At 52.5% G+C, this 25,707-nt stretch carries 27 protein-coding genes; 4 read left to right on the forward strand and 23 right to left on the reverse strand.

Annotated elements, in window-relative coordinates; translation table 11 throughout:
• Positions 1-6 precede the first annotated feature (6 nt).
• The 8 genes from umuC to RAC60_RS05855 all read right to left on the reverse strand — a co-directional run bounded on the left by umuC (position 7) and on the right by RAC60_RS05855 (position 6,468).
• Complete coding sequence (gene umuC, locus RAC60_RS05820) at positions 7-1,269, reverse strand: translesion error-prone DNA polymerase V subunit UmuC (protein ID WP_375092917.1); 1,263 nt, start codon at positions 1,267-1,269, stop codon at positions 7-9.
• Positions 1,269-1,694 (reverse strand): translesion error-prone DNA polymerase V autoproteolytic subunit, encoded by a 426-nt coding sequence (gene umuD, locus RAC60_RS05825; RefSeq protein ID WP_375092919.1) that lies wholly within the window; start codon positions 1,692-1,694, stop codon positions 1,269-1,271. Before umuD ends, umuC begins: the two co-directional genes overlap by 1 nt.
• Positions 1,695-2,455: 761 nt before the next feature.
• Positions 2,456-3,172 (reverse strand): type I restriction-modification system subunit M, encoded by a 717-nt coding sequence (locus RAC60_RS05830; RefSeq protein WP_022622228.1) that lies wholly within the window; start codon positions 3,170-3,172, stop codon positions 2,456-2,458.
• 137 nt (positions 3,173-3,309) lie between these two features.
• Positions 3,310-4,257 carry a DUF1281 domain-containing protein gene (locus tag RAC60_RS05835; protein WP_375092921.1) on the reverse strand — a complete coding sequence of 316 codons (948 nt, stop codon included), beginning with the start codon at positions 4,255-4,257 and terminating at the stop codon, positions 3,310-3,312.
• A gap of 140 nt (positions 4,258-4,397) precedes the next feature.
• Entirely contained in the window at positions 4,398-5,009 is a 612-nt protein-coding gene (locus RAC60_RS05840; RefSeq protein WP_375092923.1) for a hypothetical protein, read from the reverse strand.
• Between the two features lie 71 nt (positions 5,010-5,080).
• A complete protein-coding gene (locus RAC60_RS05845) occupies positions 5,081-5,389 on the reverse strand; it encodes a hypothetical protein (RefSeq protein ID WP_110003486.1) in 309 nt (102 codons plus the stop codon).
• Positions 5,390-5,541: 152 nt separating this feature from the next.
• Positions 5,542-5,964 (reverse strand): hypothetical protein, encoded by a 423-nt coding sequence (locus RAC60_RS05850; protein ID WP_375092925.1) that lies wholly within the window; start codon positions 5,962-5,964, stop codon positions 5,542-5,544.
• A 75-nt stretch (positions 5,965-6,039) separates the two neighbouring features.
• Entirely contained in the window at positions 6,040-6,468 is a 429-nt protein-coding gene (locus RAC60_RS05855; RefSeq protein WP_375092927.1) for a hypothetical protein, read from the reverse strand.
• Between the two features lie 430 nt (positions 6,469-6,898).
• Between RAC60_RS05855 and RAC60_RS05860 the strand changes: the two genes are divergently transcribed.
• On the forward strand, positions 6,899-7,453 hold the full coding sequence (locus RAC60_RS05860; protein WP_375092929.1) for a hypothetical protein: 555 nt from the start codon (positions 6,899-6,901) through the stop codon (positions 7,451-7,453).
• Positions 7,454-7,460: 7 nt separating this feature from the next.
• On the opposite strand, the gene RAC60_RS05865 is transcribed toward RAC60_RS05860, so the two are convergent.
• A complete protein-coding gene (locus RAC60_RS05865) occupies positions 7,461-8,342 on the reverse strand; it encodes an integrase domain-containing protein (protein ID WP_375092931.1) in 882 nt (293 codons plus the stop codon).
• 972 nt (positions 8,343-9,314) lie between these two features.
• Positions 9,315-10,184, reverse strand: a complete 870-nt coding sequence (locus tag RAC60_RS05870) for a hypothetical protein (RefSeq protein WP_375092933.1) — start codon at positions 10,182-10,184, stop codon at positions 9,315-9,317.
• A 236-nt stretch (positions 10,185-10,420) separates the two neighbouring features.
• Here RAC60_RS05870 and RAC60_RS05875 point away from each other — a divergent pair, with 236 nt between their 5' ends.
• On the forward strand, positions 10,421-10,708 hold the full coding sequence (locus RAC60_RS05875; RefSeq protein ID WP_375092935.1) for a hypothetical protein: 288 nt from the start codon (positions 10,421-10,423) through the stop codon (positions 10,706-10,708).
• Positions 10,709-10,755: 47 nt separating this feature from the next.
• On the opposite strand, the gene RAC60_RS05880 is transcribed toward RAC60_RS05875, so the two are convergent.
• From RAC60_RS05880 to RAC60_RS05900, 5 genes are all read right to left on the reverse strand, one after another.
• A complete protein-coding gene (locus tag RAC60_RS05880; protein WP_375092936.1) occupies positions 10,756-12,276 on the reverse strand; it encodes a conjugal transfer protein TraG N-terminal domain-containing protein in 1,521 nt (506 codons plus the stop codon).
• 1 nt (position 12,277) lies between these two features.
• Positions 12,278-12,625: a hypothetical protein gene (locus tag RAC60_RS05885; RefSeq protein WP_375092938.1), complete on the reverse strand. Its 348-nt coding sequence runs from the start codon at positions 12,623-12,625 to the stop codon at positions 12,278-12,280.
• A 1-nt stretch (position 12,626) separates the two neighbouring features.
• The gene (locus tag RAC60_RS05890) at positions 12,627-13,979 is read right to left on the reverse strand and encodes an integrating conjugative element protein (protein WP_375093007.1); all 1,353 of its coding nucleotides are present in this window, start codon (positions 13,977-13,979) and stop codon (positions 12,627-12,629) included.
• Between the two features lie 77 nt (positions 13,980-14,056).
• On the reverse strand, positions 14,057-15,019 hold the full coding sequence (locus RAC60_RS05895; RefSeq protein WP_375093009.1) for a TIGR03756 family integrating conjugative element protein: 963 nt from the start codon (positions 15,017-15,019) through the stop codon (positions 14,057-14,059).
• A 2-nt stretch (positions 15,020-15,021) separates the two neighbouring features.
• Positions 15,022-15,429, reverse strand: coding sequence for a TIGR03757 family integrating conjugative element protein (locus RAC60_RS05900; protein ID WP_375092940.1), 408 nt, complete (start codon positions 15,427-15,429; stop codon positions 15,022-15,024).
• Between the two features lie 1,079 nt (positions 15,430-16,508).
• Between RAC60_RS05900 and RAC60_RS05905 the strand changes: the two genes are divergently transcribed.
• Positions 16,509-17,132 carry a hypothetical protein gene (locus tag RAC60_RS05905; RefSeq protein ID WP_375092942.1) on the forward strand — a complete coding sequence of 208 codons (624 nt, stop codon included), beginning with the start codon at positions 16,509-16,511 and terminating at the stop codon, positions 17,130-17,132.
• Positions 17,133-18,257: a hypothetical protein gene (locus RAC60_RS05910; RefSeq protein WP_375092943.1), complete on the forward strand. Its 1,125-nt coding sequence runs from the start codon at positions 17,133-17,135 to the stop codon at positions 18,255-18,257.
• Positions 18,258-18,364: 107 nt separating this feature from the next.
• On the opposite strand, the gene RAC60_RS05915 is transcribed toward RAC60_RS05910, so the two are convergent.
• The 8 genes from RAC60_RS05915 to RAC60_RS05950 are packed head-to-tail and all read right to left on the reverse strand — an operon-like array spanning position 18,365 to position 25,698.
• On the reverse strand, positions 18,365-18,769 hold the full coding sequence (locus RAC60_RS05915) for a hypothetical protein (RefSeq protein ID WP_058707905.1): 405 nt from the start codon (positions 18,767-18,769) through the stop codon (positions 18,365-18,367).
• Positions 18,770-18,780: 11 nt separating this feature from the next.
• The gene (locus tag RAC60_RS05920) at positions 18,781-21,585 is read right to left on the reverse strand and encodes a conjugative transfer ATPase (RefSeq protein ID WP_375092944.1); all 2,805 of its coding nucleotides are present in this window, start codon (positions 21,583-21,585) and stop codon (positions 18,781-18,783) included.
• The gene (locus RAC60_RS05925; protein WP_019105568.1) at positions 21,586-21,999 is read right to left on the reverse strand and encodes a TIGR03751 family conjugal transfer lipoprotein; all 414 of its coding nucleotides are present in this window, start codon (positions 21,997-21,999) and stop codon (positions 21,586-21,588) included.
• Positions 21,989-22,261 (reverse strand): hypothetical protein, encoded by a 273-nt coding sequence (locus tag RAC60_RS05930; RefSeq protein WP_019105569.1) that lies wholly within the window; start codon positions 22,259-22,261, stop codon positions 21,989-21,991. Before RAC60_RS05930 ends, RAC60_RS05925 begins: the two co-directional genes overlap by 11 nt.
• Positions 22,261-23,784 carry a TIGR03752 family integrating conjugative element protein gene (locus RAC60_RS05935; RefSeq protein ID WP_375092945.1) on the reverse strand — a complete coding sequence of 508 codons (1,524 nt, stop codon included), beginning with the start codon at positions 23,782-23,784 and terminating at the stop codon, positions 22,261-22,263. Before RAC60_RS05935 ends, RAC60_RS05930 begins: the two co-directional genes overlap by 1 nt.
• The gene (locus RAC60_RS05940) at positions 23,781-24,668 is read right to left on the reverse strand and encodes a TIGR03749 family integrating conjugative element protein (RefSeq protein ID WP_375093011.1); all 888 of its coding nucleotides are present in this window, start codon (positions 24,666-24,668) and stop codon (positions 23,781-23,783) included. The genes RAC60_RS05935 and RAC60_RS05940 overlap by 4 nt, the downstream gene beginning before the upstream one ends.
• Positions 24,668-25,327, reverse strand: coding sequence for a PFL_4703 family integrating conjugative element protein (locus RAC60_RS05945; protein ID WP_110267997.1), 660 nt, complete (start codon positions 25,325-25,327; stop codon positions 24,668-24,670). The genes RAC60_RS05940 and RAC60_RS05945 overlap by 1 nt, the downstream gene beginning before the upstream one ends.
• Positions 25,324-25,698: a TIGR03750 family conjugal transfer protein gene (locus RAC60_RS05950; RefSeq protein ID WP_105091851.1), complete on the reverse strand. Its 375-nt coding sequence runs from the start codon at positions 25,696-25,698 to the stop codon at positions 25,324-25,326. Before RAC60_RS05950 ends, RAC60_RS05945 begins: the two co-directional genes overlap by 4 nt.
• Between the last annotated feature and the right edge of the window lie 9 nt (positions 25,699-25,707).

Below are 25,707 nucleotides of genomic sequence, written 5' to 3' on the forward strand. Positions count from 1 at the left end.
GAATTCCTAAAGTTTTGCTATGGGTATGTCCTTCCATCTTGTTGTATAGGCAGGTGACAATAGTTCACGCTTCATCTGCCATGTGGGAGCTATCCCTCTTCCTGCAAACCAGATATTTCCCATCCCGGTCTGATTTATATGGTCAATCACCTGCATCAGAGGCTGACTGTTCGCTCTGGGTTGAACTTCGTCAAAGAGGTTGAGCTGTGCAACACCTGAGGGAGTGAAGTCGTTCAGCATAACGCCTGCTTTGGCATAGCGATGGCCGCTTATCCACACCCGATCAAGTGCTCTCATTGCAGCCTCTATAATGTCTCTGGAATCCTGACTGGGCGACATAAGTGTCTCTGAAGCCACGTTACCGTAGTAAGTCTCCCCGGGCGAAAAAGGTGAGGTTTTGATGAATGCACAAACCTGTCTGCAGTATTGCTTTTCCCCCCTCAATTTAACGGCCGCCCGTTCGGCATGCTGACAGATTGCCTGCCTCATGTCTTCATACTCGGTGACTCTTTCGCCAAAAGAACGGGAGCACACGATCTGCTGCTTCGCCGGCGGTGCCTCTTCCAGACTGATACAGCTCTCGCCGTTCAGCTCGCGCACCGTTCGCTCCAGTACCACGCTGAAGTGTTTACGGATCATTGCAGGATTGGCGCGGGAGAGCTCCAGTGCGGTTGTAATTCCCATAGTGTTCAGTTTTTTGGCAATGCGTCTGCCGACTCCCCAGACCTCCTCAACGGGCTGGCGGGCCAGCATCTTCTCAGCCCGGACGTGCGACGTGACGGCCAGCACGCCGCCAAACTGAGGCCATTCCTTGCTGCTCCACTGGGCTGATTTTGCAAGCGTTTTGGTTTTACCTATACCGACCCCGACCGTAAGGCCGGTATGTTCACGCACACTGCGCCGGACTTCGCGGCCAAACGTCTCGAAATCCGTGCAAAAATCGATTCCGCGTACGTCCAGAAACATCTCATCAATCGAATACTGTTCCACGCGAGGTGACAGAGCCTCTAAAATGCTCATTACCCTGTTAGACATCGAGGCGTATAACGCATAGTTAGAGCTAAATGCATGAATTTTAACAGGGAAGTTCTCGTTTTTAATCTTAAACCAGGGTTCGCCCATTCGTACAAATTTTTTACTTTCAGCACTACGGGCGATGACGCAACCATCGTTGTTACTCAGGACGACGACAGCCTGGTTACGCAAATCAGGTCTGAAGACTTTTTCACAGCTCGCATAAAAGCTGTTTACGTCCACAATGGCGAACATCACTCACCCCGGGTCTTATGAATAAACGAGGTAACCACTCCGAAAATCTGGATCGTTTCCGGATCAGGGTATATGGGAGGAAAGGAAGGATTCATGGGCTGAAGCGTCAGCTTGGGGCGGAGCAGCAGGCGTTTAACGGTAAATTCACCTTCAATCTCAGCAATTACTATGTCGCCGTGCCGGGGAGATTCGGCCTTATCGACCACCATTAAATCACCGCTGTTGAGACCAATGTCTGTCATAGACTGTCCGGAGGCGCGGACAAAAAACGTGGCTGCAGGACGCATGACACAATATTCGTTGAGGTCTAGCTCGCGCTCAACATAATCCTGAGCAGGGCTGGGAAAACCTGCCTGACAGGTTTCGAGGAAAAGTGGTGCAGCTATCGAGATCGGGGATAGCGGGTATTTATATAAAGTGAGCATGTCATGGCACCTCCTGTTTTTACTGTTTATATATACAGTATTATCGAGTAACTACTCGACAGTCAACGAAGCTCAGGTATGATTTTTGTATGCTCATGAAATGCGAAAAAAAATAGCGAGGCGGTGACAAAAGTGACAGAACGACTTTTAAACACTTTTAAAATCAGCGGTCGATCATAAATCGCAATATTTTTAAGAAAGGTTGACAAGTCTTGCGGCCTTGTAAGGCGCGGCCTAAGAAAAACCGCAGAAAATACAACCCCCGCAGACATCATTTTTACCTCTTGTTAACCGCCAGTAACTACCTAAAATACTACTACATGCTGTACGTGAGTTGTTAAGCAGGGGCTATATGTGGGGTGTCCATGAAAGCGAGGAGTTTAAGAATGGAAATAAAAAAGGCCGAAAGCACGCCAATGCTCTCAGCCTTTCGCACACCAGAAGGTGTTTTTGACAGAAGTGAAATTCATTGCCGAACTGCACAACTGAAGTCTGAACACCTTCATTGTAGAGGCTGATTCGGCTCACTGTAAAGCAGTCATGAGGAATCAATATGACTCTGCAAAGCCTGATTTTTGATAGGAATGGAAACCCAAAACCCTATCTTATCCCGCTGATTTGGATCAGCAAAATCGCCTTAAGCTCGCTGTTTAAGTGGCTTCTGGAGCGTTTTATTAAGTAGTAAAAAAGGGGCAAATGCCCCTTTTTTATCGGTAAATAAAAGCCTCTCAGTTAATTAACAGACTGGCGTTTGTTTGCGGTCATGCGGCAGCTTCACTCTGCTCTTCGGGCTTTTTAACATGCTTTTGCAGTCGTCCTGACCATCCCTCCCAGTAATGTACCGGCGTCAGCAGAACCCGCCGCCGTTCGTCGCTCAGGGCATTCCCGATCACAACCTCTCCGGGTATGCCGCAAAGTGACAGCTGGATATATGCCATACCCGCCGCCAGCGGGTCGATGTCAGTTACCGACACCCACAGATACCGGTGAGGTGAATAACCTGCCTGCCGGAGCATGCTGGCAAATGCCAGCGTCATGGCACCTGCGCCGCAGGCCGGTTCAGCAAACGTGATAAACGGCTTGTCTCTGAACACCTCTTCAGGCTTGCTGAGTTGCGCGCCGAACTGCAGCTGCGCCATCATCAGCGCCACGCTCCATGGAGTAAAATACTGCTCTTTGTCTTTGTCACCGAGCTCCAGCAGCATGTAAATGCGCCCGAGAAAGTCACAAATCTTTTCTTCCAGGCCGTTCACTACACAGGCCAGCAGTCTGGCCATCGATAAAACGTCCTCTTTTTGGTATCTGCCCACGATGGCCATGTACTTCTTTTCACGTTTCTCACAGAACTGCACACCATTCTGAAGTGCAATAACGCTGCAGCTGATGAAGTCGGTAAACACCTGAATACGCCGGGTGCCCCGGGCGATGGAGTTGAACAGGGAGATAAATTCTTTCTCATGGTCGGTACGGATGCTCATGCGTGTTTCCTCAGAAAAAAAGGGGAACACGCCCCGTAAGGGAAACGATGTTCCCCCTTCGGGTAAAAAAGCGGCCACAGCAGATGCTGTGGCCATTGTCTGACAGACCTGAGATACCGGTCTGTCGGTTGGTAACGTCATGCGAGAACGCCGGCGTAGTGCGCAACTGACGGCGTGGCCGGTGCGCCTGCTTCAGCACTGAACTGATACAGACGGGCACCTTCACTCACCGGATACTGCACGTCCTCCTCCGGGTAAGGACCGCTGTCGACGTGGTCACCGCGGTCAAAACAGTTGTAACCCGACGTGCCGGCATCCGGAGACAGCCAGTAGTGACGGATTTCACAGTCAAACTTCTGCGACATCTGCCCCATGACTTCCGCCGACGGCGGATACCAGGGAGAAGAGAACGTCAGCTTCAGTGAACCGATATCGTCACGACTACACTCCAGCCGGTGCCCCGCCGGAAACTCCGTCCCGTAGAGCTGGGTATAGAGTTCTGATGTGGTGCTGAGGCCACTGAACAGACCGCTGTCCCCGTTGAGCTCGGTGGCCAGACGTGACGGCATCACCATCAGCATGTCACACGGACAGGTTATGTCCGGTTTTATACTGAGCCACTCCCAGCGCTCCTGCGGGTCAAACTGACCGCCCGCAGAGGCGATGCCAAACCAGTCGGCGTAATGAACGGCCATAAGCCGGGAGATGGTCTGGCGGGCTGCATGAGGGATACTTTCCCACTTAATGTCGCCGATGCCGGACTGAACCCAGATTTTGTCCATTTTCGAGAGCGTTGCATCGTCAAGCAAGGCATCCCTGTCAAGCAGTTCCAGGAAATGCTGAAACGCCTGGTTGGGTGATGTGCCGACGCCGGTGCCTGATGAAACCAGCTCCGGATAAGCACGATATTCCGTTGCCTTGACGGGTTTGAGCATACCGGCACAGCCAGCGAGAAACAGCTTTATGGCCTGCCGTATGGCGTGGCGGTAAAGCGGCACTTCGGTTCCGGCAATCCACGACTGCATAACGTCGATGTCGGCAGACTTACCGGTGATTTCCAGACGGTTTTTGCACCATGAAAACATCGTTGTACTCCTCTTTTACGTTTAAAAAAGAGGGCATCTCCCTGAGGAGAGTGCCCTCAGGGGGATGATGGCGACTGACGTCGCCGGGTGTAATTTCTCGCTGCCTCGCTCCTTTGCTCCGTGTAAAACCCGGAGTGGCATCAGTAACGGCGGTAAGAGCCGTCTGACCTCAGCGATTCGATGTCGAATTTGACGCGACTTACGGCGCTTTCAAACCGCTTACGGTCTTCAGGTTTAGCCCGCTTAGAATCAACGCGTATAACCCTGTCGAGCACATGAAGCGTCTCCGAAAGCCAGCTGAGACGCTCAGCATTGCTCACGCAGGCGCGAAGATGCTGACGGGACTGATCGTGGAGCCACTGAATATGATCACGGTAATCCGCAACCGGTAAATATTCCTTCAGAGGCGGCTGTGTCTCTATATAAATGGTCAGCGATTTAGCCAGCTGATTAATGCCGGGTTGCATGTATAAATCATGATGTTCGTTCAGCACGGCATCGTAAATACTCTGGTCCAGGAAGGTGCTGAAAGAAAACTCCGGCTCGGGTATTAAGGCATCACACAGTGCTGACCAGTCAGCATACCTGGCAGGATTGCAGCCGGCAGCCCAGGCTTTCAGCCATTCCGCACAACCATTGTCATCCGGCACGCGGACATAAATTCCAAGATTCTTTTCAAGTATCAGCGGACGCTCTTTGCCCTGGTTCTGTGTAAGCAGCGGGCGAAGTTCAGTTGATGTAAAACGGATCATAAGCGCTCCTTAAAAAGGAGGTGACCTCCCCGGGAGGGAAGGTCCCTCCGGGAAGTGTCATTCAGTTAACATCAGTCAAAGCGGTAGCGAAGTTCCGCCATCTGCTGCGCCATCAGCCGCCCGGCCCTGAGGGCCTTGCGGGCTGTTGCGTAAGTACCGGCTCCAGGCAACTGGTCTATATGCCAGTCACGCTGAGTGAAGCCGGTGCGACGGGAGATGACGGGCGTAAACCCGTTCTCTGTCGGCACGACGTCTGCCTTAAAGCTGCAGCGGCCGCTGCGGTTGGTAAACCACTCTGCCTGCTGTTGCTGCAGGTTGCCGGCAAGCCGGTTGAGTGCGCCTGAAAGGCGGGTGATAAGTGAAAGCATTATACTGCTCATGGTTTTCTCCTGATTAAGCGCGGAGAAAACCATCACCGCTGCGGCGGGGAGGTTGTCCCCGCGCGGGTTAAGCCTTTGTCAGAAACTGACGCAGGCCGGTGGTTAACAGTTAACCCGAATGACGGTAACCGACGTTATCTGCATCGTCCGGATTAAAACCCCAGCATCATAGCCTCTTCGTCCTTCACAGCACGGCCGAAAAAAAACGTCCAGGCGGCTTCATCAATGTCTCTGGCCATCTGGCACAGGCTTTCGAAGAAAGACTGCCAGGATGCCGGCACGAGTTCGCGTACAGACAGCTCGGCCAGGTCCCGGGCAACGTCAGCCATTTCCCAGACATAGTATGGAAAACCGTCTTCATCACTATCGGTGTTAAGACCAAGACGGCGATGCGCTGCAATAATCAGCAGGTCACCTTCAGCTTTGGCCAGTGCAACTTTATGAGCGGTCAGTTCCGCGGCGTGGGTATTAAAATCAACTGTTAACCCTTCTTCTGCGTCTTCTGCATAAGCTTCAGCTGCATAATCGATGGTAAAATCACGGGCAAAATCATGTGTTAACGTTAATGCGTTCATAAAGGATTCCTTAAAGTATTGAGGAACCCTGCCCCTGACGGGGACAGAAGTCCCGTTAGGGTGAGAACTGTTCGGTTAATAAGAAGGCCAGACGATGTCAGAAGCATCAGCGCTCTGATAAAACATTGCGCGCAATTGCTCCGTAGCGTTGTCCAGCTCTTTATCCTCGCGAGACCGGGTAGCGCCCTCATGAAAAGCCGCATTCCAGTGAAGACTGTTAACACTTGTCCCCAGGAGAGTAAGTTCGGCCACTGCCTCCTCGATAAAGGCGTGTCTGATATAGCCGTGCTCAGTTGCAAAACCAACTGCGCGCGCGACATGTCTCAGAAAAGTCAGGTAGTCCGGAAGGCCATCAGCAGGAACCTGTGGATCTGCATCGACCATGAGTCTGTAATCCAGACGAACGTTAAGCTGAGTTTTTACGTAATCCACCATGATTTTTGCTGAAGCTGGCGAGTCACAATTCAGTAACGTGAGAGGGTTGAGCATTCTGGTGTAATGCATGGGTACGATCCCTTATGAAAAAAAGGGAACCGTCCCGGAGGGAAAGTATCCCTCAGGAGTGAGAATCAGGCACAAAATGCCAGATGAGTAAAAAAGGTGTACGGGAGTGTAATGCGAAGTAGAAAAGGACCTTAACCGCAGTGGTCTCTGTTTTCAAAGGTTAACAGATTTGTTACCGCCCTAAAGCGTCATCTCTCAGGTAATGATGACATTGGCGTGTGATTACCCGAAGGCGTTCCTCTCAAATCACCGGAACATTGGCAGTTGTCGTGATGACAACAGTTAGCATGTATATCGTACTGGATGATTTATAACCCGGCAAGTCCAAAAAATATTTTCAGGTTTAGGTTTAAAACGGACATTGGAAACACATAAGTTATCCTAAAATATCTTGTATCACAGGACCAATAGTTAATAAGCGAGGGAACTTATGTTTACGGTCTTTTTAGACTCAAAAGTTAAAGGGGCTCGGGCGACGGGCATGGGATACAGCGAGTTCGTAAGGACTTTTGATACTATCTGCAAAGAGCACATGAGGGAGAAACGCGCAAAGGCCTTTGCATTTATTTTTTATGACATGAAGCACGGCCCTGTCAGGAGAGCTCTCAAATCAGCAAGGGGATTTGAAATACTTAACGCAGAGACCGGTAAAGATATGACACTTTTTTACCTGCATGCTGCGGCAGTTGAGCCTAACGCAAAAGCTTTTAACGAGCATTTTATCAAGGCTCTGGGCGTTGAAGAACAGATAACAATGCCATGCATAGCTTTCTTTAGCGTAACTGATGATAAAATTGATGATATCAACTTCAGGTGCATCGATGATCAAGTCGATGAAGGACATTTGATCGTCGAAGCTCTGCGTCGTGATATAGAGGAATATATTGAAAGCATGAAAACTCAAGGCGACTATTCAGCCCTGACAAGCGTTGCAGGCTGGCTTTCTGTGCAAGGATTTCTGGCAGCTCTGAAACACTTCATTTGAAATTGATTTAATTAACTTTGTTATATACCCGAGCTACATAGTGCCCTCTACCATCACCGTGGCCTAAATCCATCGAGGTGAGGGCTTCAGCCTCTTTCTGACTAAAACCTCTGTCCTTATGGAATTGAAGAACATCCTTTGTATAAGCGTATCTCAGACTATGAGGAGCAAACTCGCCAACAAGTCCTGCCTCTCGGACGATATTCCTGTATCGTTCAATTGCCAGATGAATGGATGGTTTATCGATAAGTTTTCCATTATTTTCAGCAGAATAAGTTATTGCTCTATTAATGGATTCCAAAGTTTCAGTCCTGTTTATTATTGTGGTGTCTCTCGGCCGCCCTCCTTTCGTGCCAAAAACAACGCGAACTTTTTCATCTCCATTCTGCAGTGCTTTTTTCCATGTCTGAAGTGATTTTACAGACTGAACGGTTTCTTCTGTTCGCAAACCTAAAAGCCGTGAAAGTTTCATTGCACAGGCGACGCCCTCGTCCTTTTCACTAACAGATGCAAATACCTGGTTGAAATAGTCATCAGTTATTGCAACCTTAGTTCCGTCGCGGCTGGTTCCAGAGATATTCAGAGCGTCATTATTCAACTTCGGATGAGCTGGGTCAGCCATGAAGGTTTTACCCGATACGCGCAGTATTGCACGTATCGCCGCCATTTCATTTTGTAGTGTACGTTTGGATATATTTTCTGCCAGACGGCTTCGAATATAAATTTCTATGTGATTTGTCTTTATGTTTTTAATGTCCCTAATTTGAATGTTAAGACTGATCATTCTGTCAGCAAACCGGTTAGCAATTTTTGTACGGTCAGATACAGTTTTGAAACTTCCGCCCGCCTGGCGGGCAAGGGTTTTTAAATTTTTATTAAGCTTTGCCACAGAACACTCTCCATTCAACGAGGTGACAGAGCTTTTCCGTCTGTGTGAACGGAAAAGCTCTGTCACCGGCTGCACAACGATTACAGACGATGAAATTTCACCCCGACGGCACGGTTCATTTTGCGCTTCCTGCGTCTCGGCAGACATCTGTGCATCGGGGCGGCGAAATGTTGAGTTATTGCAAGGCTCCCCAGGTCTCTGACCTGTTCGCGGCTTTCGCCGGGCTGAAATGAATCAGTCTGCCTCCACACACCAGTTGTCTGGTGTCGCCATCGATGTCGTGCCAATTTCTCCTTTTTAAGTGGCGTTCATGTCTTTAGTAAGCGAATGAACGATAGGTTTAAAATCAATCAAGCTTGAGATGAGAAACGTATTAAGGCCGTCAGAAGACCTTCAATACGTGTTGGTCCGTTGGTAAACCTGTTGTTAAAGGTACAGTGCGTAAGCGCTGACCGTAATGCGCTGCGCGCGTCACTTGGTACTCGTTTCACTCGAACGCAAGTGACGCCGCGCTCCTCTGCTTTCAATGCGGTTGTGGAAGATGCCCAAATGTTCCAAATGGTCATACCCACAACGCAAAGTTCGCAACGGACGCAGACGTCATCAGACGTGAGGAAACGAAATAAAACAGGCTTATGGGCCTGAAAGAAGTGCTGACGAATCAGACGAAGGTGAAAGTAGATCCTTTATCGCGCTTATCGCGATCCCCATTTTCAAAGGCTGACGGGTTTACCGCCCGAAGGCTCCGTCTCTCAGGTCATGACGGTTTTGGCAGTGCAATCACCCGAAGGCGTCCCTCTCAGATTGCCGGGACATTGGCGTGTTGCGTAAGCAACGGTACAACGGATGAGATATTAGATCGTTATGAGATCCAATTACAAGCCTCACATGTGTATAGGTTGCGTTTATTAAGGAACTAGGTTTTCCCAGTTCCTTAAAAATTCTTAGGTGTGAATACTGTAAGACTAAGGACTAAAATTTTTGATTTAAAAATGAATTTATGGGTCCAGACGAACTTCGCCAAACTTCGCATGGGTCACATAACAAAATCTCCCTAGCAAAATCAATGCTCATACTGCTTTTAACTTTATTGAAAAAAATCTCATCTTCACTTTCTTTTTTTACTTCACTCTTGTCTATAAAAATATCAGTAATGCAGATATCAACTATCCCCGTTCGCGATCTGTTTATAACAATCCACTCTTCACCTTCCATACTCATCTTATTAGTCTCATTAGTAATCGTGAGATGAGAGTAAAGTATATCCTCCGTGGGTATTTTCAACCTAAAGGTCACACCTCCATAAGCACTTAATCCGATGTGATCACTAAATGAATTTAGAACATCCATATCCACAGGAACTCTTTCTCTACCTAAAAGTTCTGCTGCTGCTTTAAGTACCAATACTTTTTCGCAGTATTCTGAGTGAATGCTCCTTTGTAAAATCAGACTATTGGCCCCAATGGCTTTAAGTGTTTTTTGTGTGTGATTATATATTGCCAGCAATTCACTTTGCATAAATTCGCATTTGGAATCATTGAGCGAATCATTAAATCTCTCAATCATTGGTGCATATTTTTTTGCATCTGGAAATTTATAACCTTTAACTATACGATCTTCATGGGGGGGAAGCCTGGAAATATTAAATGCATTAGAGACTAACCCTACTAAAATTTGATAACCTAATCCTTTCCTCTCGCTAAATCCTTCCATGAATGCGTAATCAGGATAGTCATGAGCCCAGCCTATACATGCCGCAAGTAGAGGATCTCGGACACTATATTTCGTTATACCAAGATCATTGATAGTCGCTTTCAAGCCATTTATTTGTATATCATTCATATCCCATCAACCCTTAAAAAAACACCCTTTCTGTTTTAAAGTAAATCCTAAGGCCCTTATAACTCTAAATTTGTAAATAATTGAAAAAGCCCCGTAAGTTGTCGTTTAAAACAGGGGGTGATATGCATGTTTTGAACTGTACAAAAATTTGCCACTCAAGCCGTTTTTTAGTAATGTAAAGTTCTATACTAACGAGTGGTACATATCATCGCGTAACAACAATTATGGGAGGCCGTATGGTTGATGGCGGGTTCGATAAGGATGATTTTGACAGTACCATGGCTCGTTTCGAGAGTAAGGGACAAAAGATTGTCCACGACATATCAAAGCTTAAGCGCAAAATGCCAGAGCCTGTAGTCTTATCCAGTGCGACACAAGAATGTGGCGTTAAAGTTGTTAAGAGCGTGGCTTCTTTTCTGCGATCTTCTACAGAAGATAATGATACCTGTGATGAGCTAAATACAGATGGCTGGCAGAATGGAACTCAAGGATATGGATACTACCGGAGTGGAATCAAAGATTAAGCCAACTTACTAAATAGTCGGTCGGCTTAATCTATTCCACATAAATCTTAGAGCTTAGTTACTACCGTTTTTGCGCCGCTTACAGCTGCTTTCCCACCATCGTCTCCAGCTTTTTGCGGCATTTTAGATGCGGTACTCATTGCTGAATCGATGACCCCTCCGATTTTTACTCCAACCCAACTTAGCATCCCCATCCAGAAAGCAGGAAAAACTAAATACATCATCCCTAACACTAAATTCATGATCCAGCCGTCGTTGGTTGAACTCATAAAATTGGCAAAAGGGACTGAGCTGGTTAGTCCCTGGTCAGCCATATTATTGTAGAGAATGGTGATAAGCCGGTCATCCAGCCAGCCTGCCAGTGCCCACCAGAACGTGATGAACTGCAGTGCAAACAGCGCAAACGAAATCGTCACTACTGTTTTGGGTTCGTAGGCACTGAACATCATCAGCACGGGGATGACGATAATGATCATCATCTGTAGCAGCGCCTGTATCATCGGTAGCGCCTGCTTGAGTGCATCAAAACCCGGCAGTGCCTCGGCCTGCTTAAGACCCAGCCCAATTGTCGACGTCAGCCGGGTGAGGTTACCGACCACTCCGCTGGTATTATCTGCACTACCTATGGCGTAAGTTGTGCCGTCACCGGACAGTCCGGCATTACGGGGACTGACCAGCCAGCGCAGCGCCGCTTCTTCCCACTGACTGCCCGGGAACTGGCGCTGAAGCTCGATGCGCGTGCCATCACTGATGCTGGCCAGCACGCGCTTACGCAGCCCGTTGCTGCCGTCTGACCACCAGGTTTTGCACGTCGGATACCCTCCCTGGCCTGTATCCGGATAGCCACTGTCACGACTGCTGTTGTATGGCCACTGGCTTCGTGGCGTCATGGCCGTGTAATAGTCGTAATAGCCTGAGGTGTTAAGGAAATAGTCACTGCCAATCCAGCCGACTGAGTTGATGGTGGCGTCGCTAAGCTGGCTGTTGCTGTTCTTCAGCTTAAAATAGGCCCGGGAGTAACACTGGTTTGCGAAGTCCTGGACCTCCTGCAGCACTACCGGGTCGCGCAGTTTGGTGTTCTGCACGTCAAAGCGCAGCTGCCGCAGCTGAGTGCCGCAGGGAATGGACGCTATCATCGCCTGCGTGGTGCCTTTCGACATCGCATGCAGCAGATACCACCACACCGGCACCTCAGCCGTGCGGCCGACGAAGTCATTTACCAGCCCTTTATAGCCGGAGTTCTGCGGCGTCGGTACGCTGAAGCCACACTGTTTTGCCCGCGCGTCGTCAAACTTGATCGTGCTGATATCCACCGGCAGCAGCGGAATGCAGCAGACCAGCATGACCACAAACGAGACATAGATGGCGTGCTCGATGCGCGGCAGCGCCAGAACGCCTTTGTTTCCCTCATCGGCCCCTTCTTCCCGCACCTTCAGCCACACGCCGAGTACCTTAAAAACCAGCGGCAGCGCGAACAGACCGGTGCTGCTAAGGATGCCCCACATCGAGTTATTGAGGACCCAGCCAAACAGGATGAGGAAGTATTCCAGGTAACTGTTCGCCGTCATGTCAGCCTCCCTGAACTGCGTTAGACCAGGCCACGTACTCCGTGGCCAGAACATAGATGACGACAAGTAGCTCGGTACGTGGCAGGCGTGCCGCTGCTTCCGGCCAGCGCTTCAGCAGGCGCGGCCGCATATTCAGAATCCAGATGCAGCCCACGAGGATGTACATGCACAGTCGCCAGACAAACATGGCCCACCGGCTGTCGTAGAGCCACTTCTGAATAAGGTGGCCATCAGGGTCATACGCCATGAACACCGACGCCAGACCAAAAAGCGTGCCCACTGCCAGAAACGTGTAGAGGAATATCAGTAGAATGCGGCCGGTGCAGCTAATCAGGAATCTGAGCTTCATTTCAGTTGCCTCCCGGCTGAGGCTGGCTCATCTGGCTGAAGCCCTGGTCCTGATTGCCGGCTTTCTGCTGCAGCTGGTTGTCCTGATTACGTTCGCCCTGGCGCTCAAGCGTGGTCAGCAGGCTGTTGCTGCTGATGGACTTGCGCAGCTCCATTTCGTTGCGCAGCGCGTTCAGCTCGCGATCGAGCGCATCCACGCGGCGGTCACCCTCGGCAATGGCCTCAGGCTGTTCGGCCGCGTTCGGCTCAGACTCACCGGTCGTCAGCATGCGTCGCATGGTGAGTGCCGCCTCAACCGTATCAGCCATGGCCAGCTCACCCGCCAGTCGCTGCACCAGTGCGGCCCTGTCCGGGTCATCACGCAGCGCCTGAATCACGCCGCGCGTGACGACGAGGCTGCCCGTTTTTAGCGCGACCAGATTATCGGCTGTGGGCTGAAGCTGACCGTTAACCAGTTTGCTGAGCTGCTCCAGGTTGGTTTTGGTGGCGTCTTCCAGTACCGGCGAGAAGCCGGTGCCGGCAACGGTGCTGCCCGGCTGGTTATCCGCGCCGCCGCTGGTGCATTCGCTGGTTTCACGGCAGGTGCGGATAGAGCGATCGCCGAGAACTTTAACAACGGCCGCTGCGGCTTCATCGGAGGATTTGTAGCGCTGGCAGACTGTTCCGTTACAGCTGGCTGACCCGACGCTGCTGTTGCTGGTCACCGGCAGGCTGTTCATCATGTTGTAGCCGGCTTTTGCCAGGTCACGCGTAGGCTGAATGGCTTGCTGTCCCTTGCCGCCGCGCTTCTGGCCTCCGACCCATGTCACACCTTCTTCGCCCGTGGCCTTCTGCAGCTTCTGGTCGCTTGATACAGCATCACCGCCGCTTGATGCCACGATGTCTTTATACTCTTCAGACACGGCCGCCTGCTGCCACTTACTGCCCAGGGTATAGTCGGCCAGCTTTTTCGACATGTTCTGACAGTTCATCTGGGCCTTGTCGAAGTTCAAACCTGCCTGCAGCACGCCGTTGGTCAGCATTTCATACAGACCAGGATTGGCACGCTGAATGGCCATCGCCGGCATGCTCATCACCGCGCCGGTAGCCCCCTGAATGACGTTACCCATCAGGTCCTTAAATCCGCTGGTGATACCGTTGAGCTGGTTACCCACCGTGGTTTTCAGGTCAAAGTTGCCGCACATCAAATCACTGCTCCAGCCGCCGTCCAGTCCCAGGCGGGACATGTTGCTACGCGTTGAGGGCGGCGAAATCACCGAGCCGCCACCTATGGAGTAGAACAGGCCGTCGTTGATGGCGCCGCTGACTCCGACGCCCTGGGAGGAAAGCGTGGTATCGATGGCCAGTGCCGGCATCACCAGGGAAAAGAAAAGCGCGCCCGTGGCCACGCGCAGTTTTTTAACGCTGAAATTCTTCATGCAGTGTGTCCTTATTAAAAATCGGTGCTGTACAGGAAGGTCTGGCCACGTCGCTTACAGCAGCTGTAAGGCTGCCAGAGCGCCCAGGCGTAATCGCCGCTTTCCGCCGTCTGGCCACCCGTATCCGGAAAGACCGCGCAGCTCTGCGACAGCTGAGGCGAAAGCCGCTGCCACTTGTGATTTTTTGTGCCCGTGTTTTCGGTAACGGAATCCGGTGGCCAGTAACCCGGTGACCGCTGGCCAATCAGTGGGTTATAGACGTGCAGCTGTCCCTCGCGGGTGATGATGTCGGCGACGCGCTGGACCACGACGGCCGCCGATTTGTAGCTGTCGGTCTGCGTCACGAAGCCGCTGCGGGGATAAACGTTGCCCCACATCTCGCCGGCAAACGTATTCCCGATTTCACGCTTACCGGGAATCAGCGCTTCCGGATAGAACGATTCAGGAATGCCCGTTCGCCAGGCCAGTGCGTCCATGGCGCTCACAAAATACGGCACGAACGGCGTGGCGGCTGAGCGGCAGGAGTAGCCCGGCACCATTCCGCCAATGAGCGACGTCGCCGGGTGGCCATACGCATCGCCGTAGTAGAAATGCAGGTTCTGCTTGCGCATGCCCGGAGCCTTCATCTCCTGACGGCCACCACCTGCAGGCACGCCGGCAAGACCGCCGGATACCAGGCTTTCAGCGCCGCCCGCCGTGGCGCTCACGGCTGACATTTCGGTCCACGGGTTGTCGCCCGGGTTAAGGTAGGCAGAGACCACTGCTTCCGGAATGTAGTGGGTGACTTTGACCGAGGTTTTAACCGTGCAGCCAAAGGGCGTACAGAGCAGCCAGTAACAGATACCGCTGATGCGCCAGCTGATACAATCCGGGCTCATGGCGCTGGAGACCAGACTCGCGGTGTTAACACTGGCAAGCGTGCCGGTGCAGGTAAACAGCGTGGCCAGCATCAGCCGGCGCGTACTGGTAAGGCGCATGTTCACGGCTGTTTCTCCCGCCAGGCATCGAGTCTCGCCCGGGCGGCTGCGACGTCGGTTGTGCCGTACACTACCCATTTATCGTCGAACACCACTGCCGGGTACTTTTCCAGCCCGAGTGACCAGGCGTGTGCGACGCCGCCATAGCTAGCAGCTAAGGCCTGCTGACTCTGACGGAACGCCGGGGAGGCGATGACCGCCCGGGCCTGCTGCTCAGCCTGCGCAGCGTTAGCGGAGAGCGGTCCGAATTGCTGCGCCAAAAGGCGATCGGGCGCGTCCAGCTCGGTGACGGTGATGTCGGGGCTCAGCTCACCGGTAACGGGGTGCGCATGGTCGGTATAAATCACGGTGCCGGCATGGGCACCTGCAGTTATAAACAGAGTGGTAAGGAAGCAGAGGGGGATTTTCATGAATAACACTCCCTGAGTGGATAGTGCAGTCAGGGTGCGTTGTTCGCGTGGCAGGGTCAGCCGTTAACTCTTAACTCAGAAATCATAATTCTCACGGCGGTCAGCTGTGCGGCACGCTGATTCATAAACCGTTACACACTGGCCCTTAAGGACCGGAAAAGCCAGCCGATACAGTAGTAAGCGAACTGCCAGAAGGTGGTGAGCATCGTGAATAAATTCATTAGCTAATTCCGTTTGGGGCCTCCTGGCCCCTTTTTTTACCTTCTGAGCAGCCTCCATGGTCATTACGCCGGCATGGTTCCAATTGAAAAAAACCTGAAAAGTGCTGAAGATTGAACGGATGCCGTCGATAACTAAATCGAGTCCCCATTGAACATCATAATAAAAAAGCTACTGCTGAACATTGAACTCTCTGGGGCCCTCCAGGCCCCCTTTTTTTATCTGTCATTCCTGACTGTCAGTCTCGTTTGAATGTCGCCATTCAAGATAATCCAGTTCCCAAAAAAATCCCGCAGCGGCCGCATTGCGCTCAATCATTACGCGTGTCTCACCCTCATTAACGTACGGTAGCCAAGATTCTGGGATGCTGTCCTTTGCTCGGGCCTCAGACTTTTCAACAGGTGTAGCACTGTCGTCTGCTGTGGGCAGAGGTCGGTATCCGCCGGGCTTTTTGACGCAATTCGGAAACGATAGGCAGTCGGCGTATGCACTGCATGGCGGCAGATACCTATGCTTTGCCGCCGCAAGGAGCTAAAACAACTTTAAAAAGCCCGGCAGAGGTATAAAGAAGAATAATGAACCGAACAAATCCTGCGATTCTTAGCAATCTTCCTCTTAGAAGATCTATGGCCATTCAGGAGAAGCCACTAAAATGATACGTAATTTTTACTTAGAGTTTTGAATGGAAAGTTCAGGCCTTTGCGTAATGCATGACAAAAATCACTATTTTTCATGCGCTTGCATCTATCTATTTTCTTTTGGGAAGTAAACATTTGAATGGTAATATGAACTATCTTATAAGATAATATTAAGTGTTCACTTAAGTGCCTAACATAGCCAACTACGCGTTACGGAGACGTATGAAGAGTCATGAATATATAGTAATTAGTGGATTCAACAGAAGCAAGGTAGGAAAAATTATTGGCTCAACAGCATCAGTGATATCTGGAATTCTTGTTTTTTTAATTTTAACCATCCTTGAGCATTTTTCTTACTTTGAAAGTAAATCTGTATTAACGCCAACAGTTTGCTCACTAATCAGCGCCGGTTCGATTTACCTAGGCCTTTATTCTTTTTTTGACTCAAAAATGTGGAAGTGGAAATCAATTTCAAAACACATCAATGTACCCGACCTATCAGGTCAGTGGAAATGTACAGCTCGTGGTAGAGATCTAAAAGGAAATATAACAGACTGGGAGGCAAAAATTGAAATATATCAGTCGTGGGATAAAGTTCATATTCATTTGGAAACTAAGTCCTCACAATCTGACAGCATTGCCGCTTCAATAATATTCGACGGTGAAAGTGGGTATCGGTTGGTTTATAACTATCAAAATCGCCCTCGTATAGATGAGGTAGAACTTACACCCCATATGGGCTTTGCGGAATTAACTTTTCATAAAAACCTGACCACTGCCGAAGGAGAGTATTTCAACGGCAGAGGCAGAAATACCTTTGGGACAATGAAGTTAAGGAGAATTTAAATGGCAGATAACTATTCAAACAGAATAGAGCGCTTAAGAAACAGAAGAAGGGGCGTAAATGAAATTTATGCTATGGATGAGGCTCTTGCAAGCAGACAAGTATTGCTAGAAAAATCCGCGCAGCAAGAAAGTTGGGAAAACAGGGCGTCAGGAAAGTCAGCAACAAAATATGCTTTGGGTGCGATGCAGGAGGTTGATCCTGTTTACACTAGGGTAAGTATTGATACAGCTAAAAGAATAGAAAACCAGCTAACAGACAGACTGAACAGAAAAGATATTACGACGTCATTCCGTTTGCAGGGCTCCGTACCTCTTAACATACATATCAAGGGTGTAAGTGATGTAGATATTCTCGCTATAGACGAGCAAATTTTTATGTCTGACATAAATGGCATAAAAAACCATACATATACCCCATCGGATAAAAACAGCCTTGATGTAATACTGGCTTTACGCACTGAAATCGAGGATTCACTTGCCTCTGCGTTCCCTACCGCAACCGTTCACACGGATAATGCTAAATCAGTAAAAATTACCGGCGGCTCTCTGGCAAGAGATGTGGATGTGGTTCCGGCTGTTTGGTGGAATAACGTAAAGTATCAGATGTCAGACAGAGAAACAGACAGGGGCGTGACGATTTTAAACAAGAAAACGTTTGAGCGTATTAACAATACTCCATTCTTACACATTGAATTAATTACAGACCGCTGTGGAAGAACGTCAGGCGGCTTGAGGAAATCTATAAGATTGCTAAAGAATATTAAGGCAGACTCAGCGGCAGAAGGCAATGAAATTGGCCTTAGCAGTTTCGATATAGCTTCTATTATGTATCATGCTAATGTCAATAATTTAGGGCAAGGCATATATTATGAATTAGCCATACTAGGCGAAACACAACGCTGGCTGGACTGGTTATGGAAGAATTATGAGCAAGCTAGAAATCTTGACGTACCAGACCAAACTAGGAAAATTTTTGATAATGATGACAAGAAGGATGAGTTAGGAAAATTATCGTATCAAGTTGATAAATTGGTATTAGCTGTAGCATATGAAATTGCAGGCCTCTCTGGTAGTGACGAGGTAAATGAAAACATCCGAAACCATGTGAACAAGTCGACGTTTTGATTTTCCTTATAAATCATAATATTCGCGGGCTCTATGCCGCCCGCACCCGCAGCCTCCGTTCCCGCCCGACACCACACACCGGTGCCGGGCGATAACGGAGGGTCTGTTTAATGGCACATATCAGCTTCTGTCGCGCGGTCTATTTCCTTCAGCACCCACAGCATATCTGTCGCATCAGGCACACAGATATTCCAGCGGATGCCGGTTCTGTAATCCCCCTCAGTTGGCCAGAGTGTGTTTCCTGTGACGGTGATGAGGATGTCCAGTGCCTTGTTATTGGCTCCGGACAGATGCACGGCCGTACAGCTGCGTCGCCCGACGCGATGCGGATAGACCGATACCAGCAAGGGATGCTCAAGGCGCTGGCCTATCTCCTCCCGGAGCTGCACGATGGCACGGTTATCCGTCTCACCGACCGATGCCTGCCCCTGCGGCGGGACGGTAAAAATGACAGTGGCAATTAAAGCCTTGTCCCCGACAACCAGTGGCGGCGCCATGGTCAGTTTTTTCATAAAATCCCCTGTCAGTGAATAAGACCACGGCTCTCGTCAAGACGACGTGCAACATGGTAAACGGCCTCAAGTTCCGTACATTTTAATTCATTCATGATGGCCCGGCGTTCTGCTTTCTCTTCTTTTTCCGTCATGCCCAGCGCCAGGTAGAGGCTCGGCGGTACGGCCCGAAACAGCGCCTGCACTTTGCGCGAGAGAATGACCCCCTCAGTGTATTTGCGCGGCAGTTTAGTGGCGGAGAGCAGCATTGCTTTTTGCTCATCATTAAGCGTCTTGAAGCGGGCTATCTGCTCAACCTCTTCAGGCGGCATAACCAGACATATCCACCACTCGGCCATGTTCAGCATCTTTTTCGACGTATCAGGGAAGTCGGCAAGGTTCTGGGTAAAAATCCAGAGCCAGGTGCCTAACTTACGCCACATTTTGGCGATTTTGGTGGCATAGGGTCCCAGCAGCGGGTTGGTGGTGACAATATGTCCCTCATCAATGGGCACGATGATGTCACAGTCAAGATACTGATCGCGTTCGGCGATGTTGTTGATGGTATTCAGGAGGGAGATAACCGCCACGGCCATCTGAGCCTCGTACCCTTCGCGGGCCAGTTGCCCCAGGTCCACGATCGTGACGTCGGCCTCAGGCCAGGGGGTGCCCGGGCGGTTGAACAGTTCGCCCTCAAAACCTTCCGTGAACATGCGCAGCGCCTCTGACATCTCCTCGGCGCGTGCGCGGCGGGCCGGCGTGCGTTTCTCGCGGCCGTCGTCGCCCAGGCTGATGTCATGAGCAATGTCCTGCAGCGCAAACATCAGGTCCTCGGGCAGCATCTGGCGGGACTCAGCATAAGCCTTGCGGGCGGCATTCATGATGGCTTCGCGGATCATGCCACGGTCGGCACGCGTCATTCTGGACTCTTCAGAGGCTTCTCCACCGGTAATCATCAGGCGGGCAGCAATCTCCATTTCCCCCAGAACGTCACGCTCACCGTCTTCATCATCCTCATCGTCTGCGTCAGTATCCGGCAGGTCGTCCTCACTGATGATCAACGATTCGGGCTTCACATCCAGCAAAAGGTGCGAGTCACCAAAGGGTGCCAGCGACACGACCTTGCCGGGCTTGATGCTGACGCGATGAACGCTGAGGCCCAGCGACGCACAGTAGTCACCATAGAGGCCAAAGCTGTTCCCCGCCTCAATCAGGAAAATACGCGATCGATAGATGGCCACCATCTGAGAAAGCTTGTCGACCGCCGTGGCTGACTTGCCGGCACCGGTCGGGCCAAACAGCAACAGGTGCGCGTTCTGGGTGCGATCCTCTTTATTTAGCGGGTCGACAGACAGCGGACCGCCGCCCCGGTTAAAAAAGGTGAGACCGTGATGGCCGGTGCCGGTGTCACGCCCGTAAACCGGTGACAGGCAGGCAAAGTGCTGAACAAACATAAGGCGCGTGTACCAGTTGTGGCGGTCAAGCTGCGGGTTAAAGCACATCGGCAGCGCCCGCATGTAGGTGCTGAGCGGACCAATATCGTGTTCCGGATTAACCGGCTCCAGCCCGCAGTTCAGCAGCTTACTGCTGAGGTCAAGGTAGCGTTTGCTCAGGGCTTCCTCGTCCTGACCCTTTATGAGCAGGGTAATGGCCGCCCGGTAAAGCTTGTGCTTGTTACCCAGGAACGTGCGGGCCGTGGCGGCATCTTCACGCGCACGCAGCGAATCGACGTTCTCTCCCATCGAGTTGCGGCTCAGGCTGGCAAAATTCGCCTCCAGTTTGTCCTGAGGCTGCACAACCAGCGTCATGGCCAGCACGGTGCCTTCCGGCAGCAGATCCATAATGGCGTTGATGTTGTCACCGCGCTTTACCTCACCGGTGAGGTGTCCTGTCTGCGGGCGGTTACGAAGTCGGGCGATCGGCACCGCTTTGTGCGCGACGTTATCAAACCACCAGATGCCCTTGTCCGCATCGCTGCGGGGGCGGGTGAACCACAGGCTTTCGCTGAAGTCATTGAGCAGAGGAAGGTCACCGGGCGCGTCATCGCGGTGACGGGCACAGCGGTAAAGCGTGGCCTTGTCTGTCCACTGGGGGGCCGGGTTGAACCATCGCAGCAGCCAGCTGTGTATCTGCTCACCGTTCTGGCGCACGGAACGAATGCCGGCACCGCTCATTGCCGAGGTCAGACGGTCGCAGACCTGATTCAGTAAAACTTCCGGCGCCATCGGGTCGCGGTAAGGCTTTTCCACCCAGCGGTAAACCACCATGCGCGTGCGACGGATCTGCCCGCGCCAGGGTGCACCGGTCACGGTTTCATCCACAAAAAGGCCTTTTTCAGCGGCCACGTTCTTCAGATGCCGCTCCTGTTCGTTCAGCCAGGCCTCGGTGAAAGCAGTTCCCTGTGCCCGGGGTCTGACGTAGCCCCGGATGGAATCCATATACGCCGACAGATCTGAATCGTCCTGACAGAAAAACTGTACAACCCACTGGTGTGAGTCCAGTTCAGGAATGCTGTCCTGCAGCGCATTTTCAACCACGTCACGGATTTCCTCCAGGCGCGATTCGGGACGGCCTTCAGTGCCGACCGGATTGATCTCATAAACTGCACCCACAGAAACGCCGTCATCGAGCAGGATGCACTGGTGTTCGGGAAGGTATTCCCCCCAGGGAACGTGGTCGATAATGGAGGGACCGGTGGCATAAAGACCTGATTCATCGGCGTGCGTCAGCCGGCCGTCACGGGTGATCGGCTCATGGCCCTCAACCGAGAACGGCCCGTGACCGTGCTGATGTTCAGTCTGGGCTTCACGGCGGCGGCGAAAAAGACGAAAGGCCATTTACAGCGCCTCCGTGCGTTCGCCGGGCAGCGCGTACTGCACCTGGCTGTAGAACGGGAAAACGGTACTGTAGCCCGGCACCGGCGTGTTGCCGTCGGCCAGATGCGGGAACACATACATCACCATGTCGGGGTTAGGCAGTCGCGGAAACGTCTGCTGAATTTCATTTTCCTGGGTGCGGCTGTAGCTGTCCCGGGTCTGTTGTCCGATCGTACGTTCGCTGTCGGAGACCGGCCGGCGCAGCGTGGTGCGGCTTTCAGCGGTGGCGTGGGTTGTTGAGGCGCCGTTGTTCCAGAGCTCCAGCATGGTGCTGTCACCAGGCGGCAGCATTTCATCTTTGGAGGTGCTGCAGCCGCTCAGCATCAGAGCAACTGTCCCGCCCAGAATGAGCAAAATTAAGGCATTATTCTTCATCATCAGCCTCCAGCGTGTGCATCTCAGAAATGACTGCTGAAAGGCGCAGGATGCGGCCATCCGCCTGCCTGAGCAGAACATCAGTATTTTCACGAACCAGCTTCTGCGCGACGGCCAGCATGGCCCAGTCCGTCACGTCCTGCGGTTCAGCTTCCCACTTGCCTGTATCTCGCCGGACGAAGCCGGCATACAGTCGGCCACTTAGCGGGGTATAACCCACGCGGTACTCAAGCTCACTGCTGTCTTTACTTTGGCTGTTCATCAGTCCATCCCCGTACCTGAGCCTGCCAGGCTGAAGTCATACTTCACCCTGCGGCCTTTCTCTTCGTAGTCGATCGCCAGCTGGCGGGTAATGTGCAGTGCCACGGTCTGACCAGGCGGCACGTATATCGCGTCAAACGTCTGGCCATAACGCTGCTTTACCCAGTCCACGGTTTCTTTCATGCTCCCGGACAGCGATTTACCCAGCACGGCCTGTCCCGCATCACCGGTCAGCGTCTGCGTCACGCCGCCCATGGCATTGGTCTGGCCCGTCATCTGGTTCTGTGAAAGGGCATCGCCGGCAGCGGCAGCGCCGGCCAGCAGGCTGATAGTCGGCAGATAGGTAGAGGCGTTGCTTTTACGTGTGCCGGAGATGCAGGGAATGCCGTTGTCATCCGACAGCCAGCCGATACTGTTATTGGCGTTTCCGCTGCTGTTCTGTGAATTCTGGTTATTACTGCCGCCGTTCTGGCTGTCCGGCGATGGCAGCGTGCGCACCGTGCCGTCCGCGAACACAAACGTGATGCTGGTAATGGACCCTCGCACGCAGGACAGCGTCCAGTCACCGGTCGCCGTACCGGACACGATGGCGCCCTGAACGTCCGGCAGCTCGATGCCGTTGGCCGTCAGGTTGTCTTTGCCTAACATAACCTTGAACGGGTAAGGATCGGTCACTTTGCCGTCTATGGGAACGCGGCCAAGCAGTGCCGTCATGGCGCGACTGCCGACCAGCGTGGAGTTCTCCGGCAGCGTAAACACCGGATCGACGGGTTTCACCGCATCCGGCACAGCCTGACTGACGGCTGTGGAAACCGCTGCGCCGGCCTGCTTACCGGCGTCACCCGCTTCACCGAATGACGAGGCAAACGAGAAGCCGGTCGCGCTGTTTTTATTGCTGTCATTCACGGGTTTGCCGCTGGCATCCACCGGGATACCGTCTTTGGGTTCGACCCACTGCAGACCGTCTGAGGCAGGGGATGACATTGCAACACTGCCACTGGTGCCGTTGTCATAGCCCAGCCCAATCGGGATGTCGCTGCCCGGTGAAGTGGGTTTAGCCGGCGAGGCCGAATTTCCGTTTTTAAGCTGCTCAAGCATCTGTCCAACCTGCGAACTGAGGTCGGAGACCTGTGCGCTGAGTTTTGCCCGCTTCTCGGCCTCGTCAGCACGGGCGTTTGCCACCGCTTCGTTGATTTGTGCATCCACGTTGCTGTTGGTCTTTTTCAGATCCGTGTTTTCTTCGTTCAGCTTTTTGTTGTCATTGGCGAGCGTATCGAGGCGGTCCTGAACGCGGCGAAAATTGCCCACAATCGTGCGCAGGGTGTCCTGCGGCGTGTCGCCTTCTACGCCCAGCGCCTTGAGCTCATCAGGTGTCAGGTCTTTCAGCGCTGCATTGGTGGTTTTTTGCGTCGACGCCGTTTTTTCCTTTGAATCCGAGCAGGATTTGACGCCCACGACGATGGCGACGGTCAGCACCACCGGCACCGCAATTTTCACTATCAGGTTTGTGCCGGGCTGGCTCATTTCTTCGCCCTCCGTGCCGTTTTAGGCATGACCGTGACGGGTTCAGAGATAAACGCGCCTTCAGGGCGTCCCTGAATGACCAGGTACACGACCGTTGTGTCTTCAGGCGTGCCGGCACGACCCAGCCAGCGGTGCTGAAAGGTCGCCGTCTCGAACTGTCCCTGCAGCTCTCGCGGGTCGAGGACCACCTTGTCGGCCGAGCGGTTACGCACCTGCAGCGCCACCACGCTGTCGCCCAGCAGGCTCCAGGCCGCCATCGGCGTGACCGATACGGGCTCACCGGGCATCAGTGTGGTAATGGATGAGGGCAGCTTCAGCGACACGGGGCTGATGCCCGACACCGGCTCCACGGTGCGGACCGGCCCGTACAGGCTCTGTGCGGCATAGCGGGTCAGCACCACCGGCAGCGGGGCGCTGAGTTTTGATGTTTTGTGTGCTGGCGCAGCGTCAGTACCCGACTCCTGAGACGGACTTTTTTTGCTGCTGCCGGCATCGCCGCTCACCGACTGTCTGTCACTGGCCGTTGCAGTGGCCACCTCACCGTCATAGACCAGCTTTACCGGTTCGCGCGTCACCTTGCCGGGCACGGCGCTGACGTCAAGCAGGATGACTTCGCCGTTTTCCTTGCTCTGCAGCTCAATGCGCGTCACCGGAAAGGCCTCTTTGGCATCGAAGTACACCGCGCCGCCGGTGCTCTGAATACGCACTTTGCCGTTGAGAGAGGGCGGGAACCCCACGCGCACGTTTTTATTCACAAACACGATGCGCTCCTGGCCGACGGTGAGCGGTATCTGCAGCGGAATACGCTCCCACTTCATGAGCTCAACCGCCTGCGTCAGGCCTGAGACCAGAAGCAGGCAAAGCAGTATCAGAGGACGTTTCATCACTGGAATACTCCTGATTTTTTCTCCGGCTCCGGCTGCGGCATGGCTTCGAGCTGCTGCGGCGTGGAGTCATAGCAGTCAAGCGCCAGACCAAAAGGGTTGCGGGCCGGATCACCTTCCCAGCGCACAACTTTGAGTGGGTAGCGAACAAGCGCCCGCTTGACCTTCTCGGCGTGGTAATACTCGTCAGCCACCAGGTCGAGCCGCACCACCCAGCGATCGTCGCTAAGGATGTCGACGCTGCTGTCGCTGTAGCCGCGACGGGGAATTTCATACACCACGCGCACGCGGTCCTTGAGTTCGCCACTGTTTTTACGAAACTCATAGTCCCTGTTCAGGAAATCCTGGCAGGACGGCGTCAGGTAAGGGCTGAGCTGGGCAATCTTCGCCGAATAGTCCACCTCACCGTTGGTCGGCCAGGCGTTGAGCTGCTGGAAGATGTAGAACGCAAAGGCGTAAACCGTATAGGGCGGAATAACCCACCATTTCTGCGTGCTGCCGGAGCGCAGGTCGGGCGGGATGTGGATAGTCATATCCGAGGGCGCCCGCATCCAGCCGACTGAGGTGACCAGCATGCCGGCGAAAAAGAGCACGCAGAAAATCCGCAGGGAAAAGATGTGGTTATCACGCGCCGTGATACCGTTACGAAACCGGCTCATGTGGACCTCCTCATTACCCTTACTGACGTGCGCTGCAGCTCCCAGGCGCGGCTGGCCAGAATCATCGAACGCGACAGGCCCAGGCGGCAGCGTATTTGCTCCAGTCTTTGCCAGATGTAGTTCTCAGGCTTGCCGCGCTTGTAGGCAGCAATCCAGTTTCCGCCGAAAAACACAGTAACAATCGGCATCAGCAGCATGCAGGTCGGAAATGCCAGCCAGCCGACGTGCGGCACCAGGCAAAGCGGTATGCCCAGCGGAATGCCCACAATACTGCCCGTGCCTGCTGCCAGCAGAAATTCGCCGGCGGTAAATCCCCGGTATACCACGGGCGGGTAATTGAGCCGGTCGGGGAGAAAGTCGATAACGGCCATGGTTGCTCC

It is taken from the genome of Pantoea sp. BR_17, assembly GCF_041955125.1.
GTDB lineage: Bacteria > Pseudomonadota > Gammaproteobacteria > Enterobacterales > Enterobacteriaceae > Pantoea > Pantoea stewartii.